General features: G+C 41.0%; 12 protein-coding genes and 1 riboswitch. Of the genes, 8 read left to right on the top strand and 4 right to left on the bottom strand.

Annotated features, from left to right (window positions below; all coding sequences use genetic code 11):
• Positions 1 to 157 precede the first annotated feature (157 nt).
• Entirely contained in the window at positions 158 to 691 is a 534-nt protein-coding gene (locus tag EQG49_RS06105; protein ID WP_243115759.1) for a DUF1836 domain-containing protein, read from the top strand.
• A gap of 828 nt (positions 692 to 1,519) precedes the next feature.
• On the opposite strand, the gene msrA is transcribed toward EQG49_RS06105, so the two are convergent.
• Positions 1,520 to 2,044, bottom strand: a complete 525-nt coding sequence (gene msrA / locus EQG49_RS06100; RefSeq protein WP_133363138.1) for a peptide-methionine (S)-S-oxide reductase MsrA — start codon at positions 2,042 to 2,044, stop codon at positions 1,520 to 1,522.
• Between the two features lie 398 nt (positions 2,045 to 2,442).
• Between msrA and EQG49_RS06095 the strand changes: the two genes are divergently transcribed.
• Positions 2,443 to 3,741 (top strand): NupC/NupG family nucleoside CNT transporter, encoded by a 1,299-nt coding sequence (locus EQG49_RS06095; protein ID WP_133363137.1) that lies wholly within the window; start codon positions 2,443 to 2,445, stop codon positions 3,739 to 3,741.
• A 157-nt stretch (positions 3,742 to 3,898) separates the two neighbouring features.
• Positions 3,899 to 4,819: a ribonucleoside hydrolase RihC gene (rihC, locus tag EQG49_RS06090; RefSeq protein WP_133363136.1), complete on the top strand. Its 921-nt coding sequence runs from the start codon at positions 3,899 to 3,901 to the stop codon at positions 4,817 to 4,819.
• Positions 4,820 to 4,898: 79 nt separating this feature from the next.
• Here the strand turns inward: rihC and EQG49_RS06085 are convergent, their stop codons facing one another.
• From EQG49_RS06085 to EQG49_RS06075, 3 genes are read right to left on the bottom strand one after another with little or no spacing between them, the layout of a single operon-like run.
• The gene (locus EQG49_RS06085; RefSeq protein WP_133363135.1) at positions 4,899 to 6,125 is read right to left on the bottom strand and encodes an LCP family protein; all 1,227 of its coding nucleotides are present in this window, start codon (positions 6,123 to 6,125) and stop codon (positions 4,899 to 4,901) included.
• Positions 6,126 to 6,148: 23 nt separating this feature from the next.
• Complete coding sequence (locus EQG49_RS06080; RefSeq protein WP_133363134.1) at positions 6,149 to 6,523, bottom strand: DUF1634 domain-containing protein; 375 nt, start codon at positions 6,521 to 6,523, stop codon at positions 6,149 to 6,151.
• On the bottom strand, positions 6,523 to 7,368 hold the full coding sequence (locus EQG49_RS06075) for a sulfite exporter TauE/SafE family protein (protein WP_133363133.1): 846 nt from the start codon (positions 7,366 to 7,368) through the stop codon (positions 6,523 to 6,525). The genes EQG49_RS06080 and EQG49_RS06075 overlap by 1 nt, the downstream gene beginning before the upstream one ends.
• A 383-nt stretch (positions 7,369 to 7,751) precedes the next feature.
• Here EQG49_RS06075 and EQG49_RS06070 point away from each other — a divergent pair, with 383 nt between their 5' ends.
• The 5 genes from EQG49_RS06070 to EQG49_RS06050 all read left to right on the top strand — a co-directional run bounded on the left by EQG49_RS06070 (position 7,752) and on the right by EQG49_RS06050 (position 12,802).
• A complete protein-coding gene (locus EQG49_RS06070; RefSeq protein ID WP_133363132.1) occupies positions 7,752 to 8,306 on the top strand; it encodes a GNAT family N-acetyltransferase in 555 nt (184 codons plus the stop codon).
• Positions 8,293 to 8,832, top strand: a complete 540-nt coding sequence (locus EQG49_RS06065) for an Rrf2 family transcriptional regulator (RefSeq protein WP_133363131.1) — start codon at positions 8,293 to 8,295, stop codon at positions 8,830 to 8,832. The genes EQG49_RS06070 and EQG49_RS06065 overlap by 14 nt, the downstream gene beginning before the upstream one ends.
• A 441-nt stretch (positions 8,833 to 9,273) precedes the next feature.
• Positions 9,274 to 9,675 (top strand): hypothetical protein, encoded by a 402-nt coding sequence (locus EQG49_RS06060; protein WP_133363130.1) that lies wholly within the window; start codon positions 9,274 to 9,276, stop codon positions 9,673 to 9,675.
• A 315-nt stretch (positions 9,676 to 9,990) separates the two neighbouring features.
• Complete coding sequence (locus tag EQG49_RS06055) at positions 9,991 to 10,704, top strand: sortase domain-containing protein (RefSeq protein ID WP_133363129.1); 714 nt, start codon at positions 9,991 to 9,993, stop codon at positions 10,702 to 10,704.
• Positions 10,705 to 10,994: 290 nt separating this feature from the next.
• Positions 10,995 to 11,179: riboswitch (Lysine riboswitch) on the top strand.
• A 117-nt stretch (positions 11,180 to 11,296) separates the two neighbouring features.
• Positions 11,297 to 12,802, top strand: coding sequence for an amino acid permease (locus tag EQG49_RS06050; protein WP_133363128.1), 1,506 nt, complete (start codon positions 11,297 to 11,299; stop codon positions 12,800 to 12,802).
• The last annotated feature ends 15 nt before the right edge of the window (positions 12,803 to 12,817 follow it).

The raw sequence follows: 12,817 nt of genomic DNA, 5'->3' as shown, positions 1-12,817 counted from the left end.
TTTAATATAGTAAAGTTAGTATAGCTTAGAATGTGGTGGAGTGGAAGTATCGACACGAGGATAGGTGAACTAGGTTACATAACTAGATGATGTAGCGTATACTATAAGGAGAATAACAACGGTGTAAACGCGAGAAATAACAAAGGTGGAAATGGCGATGGCAGAATATCAAAATTATCAAGAGTGGCAAACGGCAATGACAATGGTTACGTTACCAGCATGGGATGACTTGCCAAAGTTTGATCTGTACATGGATCAAGTGCTGGAATTTGTAAATGACGCCTTAGCTCCTTTGGAATTGGGGACCGTGACCGCCACAATGGTTAATAACTATGTGAAGAAGAAAGTTGTCCTTGCCCCAAACAAAAAGAAATACTCAATCATGCAAGTGGCAGATATTATTTTACTCACGATGCTGAAGTCAGTCTTTTCATTAGATGTCATTCGGGCGGGCATGAATCAAATTACAATGGGGATGTATCCCAAGCAAGCGTATGATTATTTTACGGGCGAAATTATGAAACGCCTCAAAAATATTGGCGAGGTGCCAACTGTCCCACAAAACGACGATAGCGCATTAGCATTAATTGACGCGACTATCGAAGCGATGATTAGCAAGTTAAATGCTGAAAAAATCTTGAGCTTTGCTAGCACAGTTAAGGCCCCCACAACAATTAGTGAAATTAAATAACCAATTAGATGTTCGTTGATGCTTAGTTTACTAGGTGCTGACGGGCATTTTTTGATCTATTTCGTCTGATGCGGGATTGAATAAAATTAGCCACTACGTGCCGGCAAATTACTTGGCGCACCACGCTGGAAGCAGCCTTCCAAGCCAAAGTGCGGTCTTGGTCGGTTCGAATAAGCTGGGACTCTAGGGGATAAATCCCCAAGACTCCTCATCTCATCCTCAGCGGCGACATGTGTTGCACACATATCACCCCAGTCGCGGTGTAAAGGCTACGCCCGCCAAGTAATTTACCGGCACTTCGTTAGTTAGGAATGGTGCTCAAACTAGTGAAAGACAGTTACCAACCATAGACCACAGTGACATGGAAAAAAACAATGGAGACTCAATAGAACCTCAGTAATTCGATGATTGAAAAGTACCTAAACGACAATTCCGCGCTAGGACAGCATTTTTTTACTAGTTGGTGTCGTCCATGTTGCTAACCCGGTGAAAATCAGCATCAAAATAAAGCTTCCAAGCGTACTTGTCCAAAAAGTCCCGAGTTTACCAGCATACAGAAAATGACCAAAAAACCAAAACCTATTAACTGTAAATACAGCGGCAAATACAAAGACTAAAAATAATTTCCAATATCTTTTCACAGTGAATTCCTATCTAAATTAATCCAGCTAAGCTTGTAGCTTTCGTAGTGCAGGCTTTTTCGTTCCACATTATGCGACAACCAGGGCATAAATGCAATTATTCGTGAAACTTAATTGCGGACAATGAACGGCAAAAAAACTCGCAATAATTAGATTAACATCTAATCGTTGCGAGTTTTTTGGCAAATTATTTATCCCAGTGGGCTTTTTCAAATTCAGCGCGGGGAGCGTGTTCTGCTTCGTAGCGTGATTTGTTCTTCTTATAGAAGTCTTGGTGATATTCTTCGGCTTCATAAAATGGTTGCGCGTCTTCAATTGTCGTGACAATTGGTTGGGCAAAAATTGGTGTAGCTTGTAGCTCGGTTTTTGACTTTTCGGCAATAGCCCGTTGTTCGGCACTATTAACGAAAATAACAGGGCGGTAGTTATCGCCGCGGTCTTGGAACTGTCCGCCAGCATCAGTGGGGTCAGTGACCTGCCAGTAAGTTGCAACTAATTGTTCGTAGCTGTAAAGAGAAGGGTCAAACCAAATTTTAACGGCTTCTGTGTGGCCAGTTGTGTGGCTTGAGACTTCTTCGTACGTTGGGTCGACGGTGTGCCCACCAGTATAACCCGAACGGATCTTAACAATTCCTGGCAAACTGTCAAAGGGAGCCACCATACACCAGAAACATCCACCCGCAAAAATTGCTGTATCAAGTTGTTCACTCATAATTACATACCTCATTTCCTTATTATTAATTAGTGTATACGAGAAAAATGAGAAGTCAATGAAAATTCCCGGTGAAAGTAATCCATCTTGCTAGTTTTTTTACGATATTTAAGAAAGAATTTCGAGGGTAATATTCGGTATTTTTGTAAAACGATTTACCGGAAATGCCTCACTTTGTGAAAAGGTTCGTTATTTACTAAGAAAACGCTTACATTGAAGGGAATGTGAAGACTTTGTTAACTTTAATTCCGAATGTTTGAAGATAAGAGTTACCTCTTGCAAGCCTTTTCATTCTTCTGTATGATAATCAATGTACAAAAAACATTCGATGCAAATCGAAATGCAATTATTAAAAAAACTTCGAAGAGTAATCTTCGCATTCAGGAAAGGATACGCATATGTATTTAGCAATAAATATTATCGGTATTTTCGTCTTCTTGGGTGTTGCGTTCTTGTTATCTAACAACAAGAAGGGCATCCACTGGCGTTCAGTAGTTACTGTCTTGGTTATTAACGTAGTCTTGGCATGGTTCTTCACTCAATTCTCTTACGGTCGTGACGCTGTTCAATCAGCTGCCGATGGTTTCGTATGGTTAGTTGACGCATCTTACAAGGGGATTGCATTTGCATTGCCTAACTGGGTGCCTGCATCAATGGGACCTGAAATCGGTGGTGCAATGGCCGGCGATTCAATGAACTTCATCACTTCAGCCTTGTTGCCTGTTTTGATGATTGTGCCATTGTTTGACATCTTGACTTATATTGGTGTGTTACCATTCATCATCAAATGGGTTGGTAAAGGTTTGTCATTCATTACTGGTCAACCTAAGTTCGAATCATTCTTCGCTGTTGAAATGATGTTCTTGGGTAACACTGAAGCACTTGCTGTTTCACAACGTCAATTGAAGTCAATGAAGGCACAACGTAATGTTACGATTGCCTTGATGTCAATGAGCTGTGTGACTGCTTCTATCTTGGGTGCCTACATTGGGATGATGCCTGGTGTTTACGTTATTACAGCCGTTCCATTGAACGTCTTGAACGCAATCATCATCACTTCTCTCTTGAACCCAGTTGATGTTCCTGCTGAAGAAGACATCATCGTTTCTGTTGGTGGTGCCGGTGACGTTGACGCCAGCGACGTTGAAGCTGACGGCAAAAAGGAACCATTCTTCTCATTCTTGGGTGACTCAATCTTGGGTGCCGGTCGTTTGATCTTGATCATTATCGCCAACGTTATCGCTTTCGTTGCCTTGGCTTACATGATCGACAAGTTGCTTGGTTTGATTAACCCTAACCTTTCATTGGAAAACATCTTGGGAGTTATCATGTTCCCATTTGCTTACTTACTTGGTTTCAACCCCGAAGACGCCTTCAAATTGGCTCGTTTCATGGGTACTAAGTTGGTTACTAATGAATTCGTTGTTATGGGTGAAGTTTCTAAGGATATTGCTGCTGCGGTTAAGGATAACTTCGCCGGTGGTGGTTTATACACTAAGCACTTCGTTGCCGTGTTAACTGTCTTCTTGACTTCATTCGCTAACTTCTCAACTACTGGTATGATTATCGGTGCCTTCAAGGGTATTGTTGATAAGGAAAACAATGATGCAATTTCTAAGAGTGTTCTCTTGATGCTTGCTTCAGGTATCTTGGTATCACTTATGTCAGCCGGTTTGGTTGGTATGTTTAGCTGGTAAGATTTTCAATCTTACGCAAAGTCTTAATGTAAGTTTACAATCGCATATGATAGCGACTGTCACTCGCTAAGACGTAAAATTAGTCTACTAAAAAGGGACGCGGACGATGAGTCTCGCGTCCCTTTTTGCCATTAAAAATAGAAAATCGAGGAAAATCATGTCAGATAAAATTAAAATCATTATTGATACCGATCCTGGTATTGATGACGCAGCTGCAATTTCAATTGCCTTAACTCGCCCAGAACTTGACGTCCAATTAATTACAACAGTTGCTGGTAACGTTGCGGTGGATAAAACGACAATCAATGCGTTGAAGTTAACCCGGTTCTTTAATTCAGATGTACCAGTTGCCGCTGGTGCTAATTCACCATTGATTAAGCCATTTGAAGATGCTGCACGGATTCACGGTGAATCAGGTATGCCAGGTTACGACTTCCCAGAAGGATACGGTGAAGCGATTAACAAGACCGCAGTTGAAGCAATGTACGATGTATTGATGGCATCAGCAGAACCAATTACGTTGGTTCCATTGGGTGCGTACACTAATATCGCCTTGTTACTTCGCGAACACCCTGATGCAGTTGCTAAGATTGACCGCATTGTTGCTATGGGTGGTGCCTTGAAGGGTGGTAACATGACGAGTGGAGCCGAATTTAACGTCTTCACTGATCCACATGCAGCTGAAATGGTCTACAAGTCTGGCGTGCCAGTTGTCATGATTGGTCTTGATATTACTTTGAAGGCGTTGCTGAGCACTGAATCAATCGAAACTATCAAGGGTTTGAACGAATCAGGTAAGATGCTCCACGCATTGATTACTCACTACGGTGATGGTGGTGCTGAAGGCGTACCAATGCACGATGTAAACACTATCTTCTACTTATTGCACCCTGAAGCAATCCAAACAAAGGATTTGTGGGTTGATGTTGTTACTGAAGGTCCTGCTAACGGAACAACGATTGCCGATGTTCGGGGCGCTTACCACGACGGCAAAACTAACGTCGCAGTTAGCTACGATATCGATACGGCGGCTTTCAACAAGTTCATGATTGATTCAATCGCTGCAATGCCTCGTTAATAAATTGCATAACAAAAAGTCCCGCTCGCAAGTCCAAATTGGATTTGTGAGCGGGATTTTTTAATGTTGAAAATTAGTTTTATGGTTGTGCAGTTGATGAACTATATGCACTACTTGAACTAGCAGTAGTGCTTGAGCCAGTTCGGCCAGCATCAGTATCAGCGGTTAATTGGGCTTCATTATCTGAAATGTAAACACCGTTAGTAACTGGTGAGGCGAAACGTGAGCCAGTTTTGGCAGCCGATAAACCAAGTGTTGAACGTAATTTATTGGTAACCCGTTGCTTTTCTGAAGTTGGCATTATTTCAAAAGCAGTACCGTTGTAGTTGTAGCCGTAACCTTGCATGTGGTCAGATTTGATGTGATCAGCGGCGACTTTATAGTTGGAAGCCATTGTTACTAAATCATCAAATGAAAGGTTAGTTTGGATATTGTCAGACATTGTGTCAAAGAAACCAGGTGTCAGCAATGAAGATAGCTTACCAGACTCCTTAGCCAAAGCGGTCAGAACTAAACGTTGACGCTTTTGACGACCGTAGTCACCTTGAGGGTCGGTATAACGCATCCGTGAGAAGGCTAAGGCTGCCTTCCCGTCCATGGTACGTTTAGTGACGAAGTTGATGCCATCTTTGGCATATTCGTACTTCGTAGTACCCTTGTAGAATTTATATACTGGTGGACGGGTGTTTGATGGCTTGTAAGTGAAAGTCAAAGGTGATTTCACACGAATACCACCAACTTTATCAATCATGGTTTTCATACCACCCATGTTAATCAAAGCGTAGAAATCAATTGGGACATTTAAGAAATCTTGCAATGTTGAAATCGTTGTTTCGGGGTGCCCCTTACCGTCATCTGGGAATTCGTAGGCGGCGTTAATTTTTTGTGGGAATTGGAAGGCGGTTCCTTGTGACTTAGGAATGGAAACCATTGAGTCACGTGGAATACTCATCAAAGTCGTTGTTTTTGTTTTAGGATTGATACTAGCAATCATAATTGAATCAGTCCGACCAGTGTAGGCACGGTTAAGTGAACCGGTGTCGGTACCAAGCAACAACACTGATACTGGTTTGCCTTCTTTTAAGACTGAAGCCACATTACGGGCAGGTTTGAAGCCTTTAGTAGTAATAGGCTTAAACGCGTGATCAATCGCGCTCTTCGTATGGGCATAGGTGTAGATACCGAAGCCGACCCCACCAGCGACGAGTAAAGCGACGATAATTAAAATCACGTTGCGCAATTTGTGAGATTTTTTCTCAGTGTGTTTGGCAGCGCGACTTAACTGTTGTTCTTCTTGAGCATCCATGTATTTTCTCCGTAAGTTTTATATTATTGATGACCAATAATCATTGCGATTACCAAAATGGCTAAAACACCAATTGTAATCCAGACATATAGTTTATCATTTTCTTTAGCAAAGGCAAAAATTGAAACAACCACCCGCAAAACCGGCGTTAAAATTAGTAGGAACAAGCCTAACATCATCACGGCAAATGGTTTGAAACTAGCAAGTCCAGCAAAGATAGCATGGAAACTTGTTGGCCAATTTTGCCCACTGTAACCACTAGTACCAGTAATGAAAAAGGCGACTAAGCCCACGAACATTACGGTACCTGCGACGGCAACCCCGACGCGGAGGATTTTACCAATTAGTAATTCGATTTGGTCCATTTCTTGTTTTGTTTGTTCAACGTTATTTGACATTAGACATTAACCCCGAAACCTTTCAAAATCATTTGGATGGCGATTAAGAAGAGAACCGGTACAAAAATCATGCGTAAGGTCCGGGCGTGTAAATGTTGCATGACACGTGAACCAACCGTTGAGCCACCTAAGATACCTAAAGCAATTGGCACGGCAATCATGGGATTGATTGAACCGTTGAAGAAGTAAACCGTCGCACTTGCCGCAGCGGTAACCCCCATCATCAAGTTACTAGTGGCGCTAGAAGGCTTTAAGGGCATCTTCATCATGCTATCCATTGCCATCACTTTGAAAGCCCCAGAACCAATTCCGAGTAAGCCGGATGCTAAACCAGCACCAAACATAATCAATGAACCGCCTGGTATTTTTTCAACTTGATAATCAACTTGTTGTTTTGAAGCTACATCGTAGAAACTACTATTTAATTTAAGCTTTTCAGCAGTCGGATCTGGTTGAGCTTTGATTAATGGCTTTTCAGAACCTTTTAGTTTACGGTACATATTCCATGATTGAAATAATAGTAGTAAACCGAATAGGAAGAAGAGAAAGGTTGAGTTAAAGAAGCCGGAAAGAATTGCCCCGGTCAATGCCCCAATGGTCGTAAAGATTTCAAGAAACATTGCGACTCGGAGATTTAAGACGTCATCTTTTAAGAAGGCGATTGTGGCACCGGAACTAGTTGCGATTACGGCAATGATACTAGCCCCAATTGCGTATTTTATATCAAGGCCAAAAGCTAGCGTTAACACTGGTGTGACGATGATTCCGCCACCAAGGCCCAAAATTGCGCCACCAAACCCAGCAACGACACCAACTACTAGCATGATGAATGTTTGTTCAAGCATGGTTAGGCACGTCCTTTATTGAAATTTATTAATAGCTAATTTTAAAAAACATAAGTCCTATCATTATATCACTTGGAATGTTACCGTTTCTTGACTTTTTGCCGGTAAGCTCAGCATTTAACAAAAACTAAAGATAAATTAAAATGCTATTAGTCATAATAAGGATATTTATCTTTTATCATTAAGGTGTTGAACAGGCCCGAATTGATAGAATATCCGAAATAATACCTTCAATTTATCATATTGATAATTGCAAAGTAATCATTGCTTGGTCTACAATGGCTGTATAGATTTAGTTAGTAGTAGGTTAGTGCAGTGAACTGAACTGGAAAGTGGACATTAACATGGTACCAAGCTGATTAACAAATAGAAGTGAGAATGAAATGAAAATTACCGAGACAATCCACTTAACCGAGTTGACTTTACGGCCACTGTTACCAAGTGATTTTGTTTTTTATTATGAACTAGTGAGCAATCAAGCATTAGCCAAATTAGCCGGTTTTCGGAGTGCTAATGATGAATTTGAAGGTCAATTCATGTTTAATGGGGCTTTGCGTGATCAACAAACATGGGTTGTTAGTTCAAATGATGAGACAGCTGTTGGAACAGTTCTGTTGGCACCAAATTATACAAGCGATGCGCAACCAATTGATGGTGAATATGAAGTTGGTTATATTATCTTGCCTCAATTTTGGGGGCAACGCATCATGAGTACCATTTTACCAGTGGTCATTGAAACTGCATTTACGGTTTGGCAGCTTCAAAAATTGTTGGCAAGTGTTTTGACGGACAATGTCGCATCACGTAAATTGCTAGTTCACAATGGATTCAAAGAAGATCGCGTGATTCAACATGCGGCGACGGATTGGGTCGCACCCAATCAAGAAGAAATTTATTATCATTTGACATTGGAGGGGTGGAAAAGTGCAATTAAATAAAAGTTTTGAACAAGCTGCTGTAATTGTGGCTTTACTTAGTACCCAAGATCAGCGCTATGCTATCTCAGCAGAAGTGATCCACGCTCGCTTGGGCGGCTCACAAACATACTTACGTAAGATTATGCGGAAGTTGGTCGTGGGTGGGATTATTGAAGCTGTTAGTGGCAACAAGGGTGGGTTCTCTTTGGATCGGCGCGCCGAAGATATTACCTTACGTGATATCATCGAAGCTAGTGAAGGGGAAATTAGTACGTTCCCTAATACCGGCTTAGTCGAACAAGTTTTTGGCGACATCACTGATGTGGCACAAAGTGGAACAAAACAATTGACGGATATCTTTGCTGCGGCCGATCGACAATGGTTGGCATACTTTGAACAGATTACGTTTATGGACATCCTCCGGGCAACATTAGGTTTACCAGATGATGTGAAAGATTTGCCGGTGGTTAATTGGAACGAAAGTATTACCAACTACGATGAATTTATCCACGCTATTGAAGCGCAGTTAGCGAGTTTGAAACACTAGACTTGGCCACTGCGTACCAGTAAATTACTTGGTTGGTAATAATTCTCAAACTATCGAAAAATAATTATCGACCACAGGCCGCAGTAGCATGGGAAAACCACTGACAATAGAATTTCAGTAATTGGATGATTGAAAAGTATAGAAACGACAATCCCACGCTAGAAAAAATATTGTCAAATAAACCGCCAGTAAGTACGATACTCAGTTGAGCGCCGTATTGCTGGCGGTTTTTGTTTAAGTATGCGGGGTAACGGATAATATTAAATTTAGTTCCGTATTACTAAACGGTGCGAGTTTCTATGTCAAGCGTTATCGCGTTACTTTCATTACCACAGACTGGTTTTGACCAATGGTAACTCCAAGCTATATAACCTTTACCGGTATATTCTTATTGGTAATGAGTTCAATACTATTTTTCATTCCCACGAAAAGAGAGTAGAAATGCGCATAATCTTTGAAAAGAAAAAAATTGTTTTTAGTGTGTTAGGCGTCGCCGTTGTCCTTTTTTTAGGTTGGTATCGAATATTTGGGATTACAGTCGTTGCTCCCTACCAAATTGAACACATTGTAAAGAAAAATGAAATGAAGCATGTTCAGAGCACTGCTATTATGGCGGAATTACGAAATGAATTGGTAAAAAAAAACCATGTAGGTGATTTGTCAGATCTACAAGGCGGGCCACTTATGATTGATGGGCAAACCTATCGTTGGGGAGATTATTATACTGTAAAAGTTGGAACTAAGTTTTTCGGAGTTTTTATTTTTGAAAATACACGAGGCTTTAATTATATATTGCCCAAATATACAGTTACACATATTACTAAAGTACTTGATGGAGAATAAGTAATGACTCAAATTAAAAAATGCAATTGTATGCTTAACTATTTTCGCTTTTGATTTATTTGTTTCAGATTTTTGTGGTATTCCTATCAAGAAAAAACACGTATAGTCCCGATATTTAGTCATTAACTAGGTATCGGTTTTTTGTGATTTAGTGCGGACATTTAGGGCTCTAGCGATTAGTTTTCTATGAAAAAGTGCAAATTCTTCACAGAAAGTTCACAGAACAACATTTTTTTTTAAGATGGTGCTATATTTTATTACGTTGCTTAAGCAATCTATTAGAAAAAAATTTCAGTTACTAAGAAGGACAGCAAAATGAAGAAACGTATATTGATCATTCCCCTAATTACTATTGGTTTATTGGCGAGCTTCGGGTTCTTACTAAACTTTGGAGTACACCAAACGAGCGCACAAAATACAAACATAGTTACGGCTGCTGAAAAACAAGTCACAGCTAAAACAACCAATCCCGGCTTACCTGTGACTGGCGGTAAAAAAGCTAAAGCACAGCACAAAGCCAAAAAGCTTGCAAACAAGGCTAAAAAGCATGTCACAAAAGCTAAGAAACACGTGACTAAGGCCAAGGCCAAAAAGCATGCAAAAAAAATAACTAAAAAACATAAGGCAAAAGCCGCTAAGAAAAGAACTAAATGTACAATTACTGTGGCCGGCCACACAATTCCTTGGGAACTAGATCATGGTGCCAAAGCCGCTCCTGCTCATGAAGTTGGCGTTTGGTATGGTGATGGTTCAACGACTGACAACCAAACAAGTCACTTTATCGGACACAATCCTGGGGTATTCACTCCAGTTATGTCACTACGCAAAGGCGACCCAGTAACAGTAACCGACGCACAAGGTCACACACGGACTTACCACGTTACTAAAATCATGGATGTTTATGATTGCTGCTTAGATGTTACCACGCGTAAGAATGAAGAAAGCACAATCTTTACCGCACCAGGTGAACGCATTACATTGCAAACTTGCATCACTGAAACAATCAACCGGATTGTTTACGCTAAGTAAGTTTTGTAACGACTAATAAAGTCGAAGTAATATTAATTATTGAAAGGTCTAAGATATGACGGTAAATTATATCTTGGGCCTTTTTTTGTGGGTAGCTTCACGTATGCCGATAAAACTGACAGCAACGTCGTTTTGGGAGATTTGTTAAAGACATAAAGTATCAAAGGTGCCAGGTACTATAAAAGGTTGATATAACAGTTCTTTTAGCGAATTGAATAGATGCATAAATGTGTATTGCCATGTTGAAAAAAATGTGGTTACGTGATAGGATGAGAAAGTTGAAAAATTTAATTAGAGAAAGAGGTTGCGACCAACAAAAGTAGGTTAGCTAAGGATTGACGGAATCCGTTGAGGCTAGTTGAAAGGGAAGGTTGCCGAAGGAATTCAGTACCGTTTACTGGATTGCTGGGCCGTTGTTCAAGAAATGACGGACTGTCGCAGCAAAAAATGTCGGCTGCGGGGTGCTTATCGACGAAATGACTAGATAAATTTATCGGTCCTTTTGGCTAACGCACAAGTTAGGCAAGGGGACCGTTTTTATTTAGTTAATTTGACGGTCTTTCGAAAATGCAATTATAAGGAGAGAGAATTAATGTCGGAAAATTCAGGTGTAGAACAAAATAATGGTGGTATGAAGCGTCAACTGAAGACGCGCCATATTTCAATGATCGCTTTAGGTGGTAGTATCGGAACAGGGTTGTTTGTCGCTTCTGGTTCCGCAATTTCACAAGCAGGGCCACTTGGTGCGATTACAGCGTATATCGCAATTGGTATCATGGTGTACTTCTTGATGACCTCGCTTGGTGAAATGGCGACCTACATGCCATTAACGGGTTCATTTGCGGCCTATGCGACTAAATTCGTTGATCCCGCGTTTGGATTTGCAGTTGGTTGGAACTATTGGTTTAACTGGGCGATAACTTTAGCTGTTGATGCAGCTACCGTTGGGGTCGTCATGGAGTATTGGCTGCCAAACAGTCCCCAGTGGATTTGGTCCGCAATTGCATTAGCGTTAATCTTTGGAATTAATGCTTTGTCAGTTAAGTCATTTGGTGAAACTGAATTTTGGATGTCAATTATTAAAGTTGTCACGGTTATTATTTTCTTGGCCGTTGGTTTGTTGACAATCTTTGGTATCATGGGTAACCACATTGACGTAATGGCCAACTTGACGGCTGACCATAAAGGTGGTTTCGTTGGTGGAATTCCAGCAATTCTAGCAGTCTTCGTGGTTGCGGGATATTCATTCCAAGGAACTGAATTGATTGGGATTACTGCTGGTGAATCAGAAACACCTGAAAAGTCAGTGCCTGCAGCGATTAAGCAAGTGTTCTGGCGGATTTTGTTATTCTATATTCTTTCAATTTTTGTTATTGCAGCAATTATTAACTTTAAGAACCCTGATTTGTTACGTTCAAGTACTGAACACGTTGCGGTTTCACCATTTGCCTTGGTCTTCAAGCAAGCTGGGTTTGCTGCCGCCGCTTCAGTAATGAATGCTGTTATCTTAACGTCAGTTATTTCATCGGCTAACTCGGGGATGTACGCATCAACGCGGATGTTATTCGTGATGGCGCGTGAAGGGATGGCACCTAAGATTTTTGGTAAGGCGAACCGTCACGGAATTCCATTTGCAGCATTGGTTGGGACAACGGTAATTGGTTTGTTGACGTTCTTAACAAGTATTGTGGGACCAAAAGCATACATGTACTTAGTGGCTGCTTCCGGTTTAACTGGTTTCTTGGCTTGGGTCGGAATTGCGCTTTCACACTACCGTTTCCGCCGGGCATTCATTAAGCAAGGTCACTCTCTTAAAGAATTGGTCTACAAAGCCACTTGGTTCCCATTTGGACCGTTGTTAGCATTGGTTGTTTCAATTTTGGTTATTGTTGGTCAAGATTTGCATTCATTTGCTGCGTTAGATTGGCAAGCAATTTTGATTACTTACATGAGTGTGCCACTGTTCGTCATCTTGTTCTTGTACTATAAGATTCGACACAAGACGCACATGATTCCGTTGCAGGATGTTGACTTAACGAAATCAACTAAGGGTGAAAAGTACGAAGAACCCGGTAGTCAGTCAGATATTGAAAAATAAATAAAATTCAGGGAG

The sequence above is a fragment of the Periweissella cryptocerci genome (assembly GCF_004358325.1).
Taxonomy (GTDB): domain Bacteria; phylum Bacillota; class Bacilli; order Lactobacillales; family Lactobacillaceae; genus Periweissella; species Periweissella cryptocerci.
This window is presented reverse-complemented; position numbering and strand designations above follow the sequence as displayed.

What these genes read in the sequence shown, in the direction of transcription:
- EQG49_RS06050 (WP_133363128.1), top strand. Translation starts at nt 11,297, where the DNA reads ATGTCGGAAAATTCAGGTGTAGAACAAAATAATGGTGGTATGAAGCGT.
- rihC (WP_133363136.1), top strand. Translation starts at nt 3,899, where the DNA reads ATGTCAGATAAAATTAAAATCATTATTGATACCGATCCTGGTATTGAT.
- EQG49_RS06080 (WP_133363134.1), bottom strand. Translation starts at nt 6,523, where the DNA reads ATGTCAAATAACGTTGAACAAACAAAACAAGAAATGGACCAAATCGAA.
- EQG49_RS06105 (WP_243115759.1), top strand. Translation starts at nt 158, where the DNA reads ATGGCAGAATATCAAAATTATCAAGAGTGGCAAACGGCAATGACAATG.
- EQG49_RS06070 (WP_133363132.1), top strand. Translation starts at nt 7,752, where the DNA reads ATGAAAATTACCGAGACAATCCACTTAACCGAGTTGACTTTACGGCCA.
- EQG49_RS06095 (WP_133363137.1), top strand. Translation starts at nt 2,443, where the DNA reads ATGTATTTAGCAATAAATATTATCGGTATTTTCGTCTTCTTGGGTGTT.
- EQG49_RS06075 (WP_133363133.1), bottom strand. Translation starts at nt 7,368, where the DNA reads ATGCTTGAACAAACATTCATCATGCTAGTAGTTGGTGTCGTTGCTGGG.
- EQG49_RS06055 (WP_133363129.1), top strand. Translation starts at nt 9,991, where the DNA reads ATGAAGAAACGTATATTGATCATTCCCCTAATTACTATTGGTTTATTG.
- EQG49_RS06060 (WP_133363130.1), top strand. Translation starts at nt 9,274, where the DNA reads ATGCGCATAATCTTTGAAAAGAAAAAAATTGTTTTTAGTGTGTTAGGC.
- EQG49_RS06085 (WP_133363135.1), bottom strand. Translation starts at nt 6,125, where the DNA reads ATGGATGCTCAAGAAGAACAACAGTTAAGTCGCGCTGCCAAACACACT.
- msrA (WP_133363138.1), bottom strand. Translation starts at nt 2,044, where the DNA reads ATGAGTGAACAACTTGATACAGCAATTTTTGCGGGTGGATGTTTCTGG.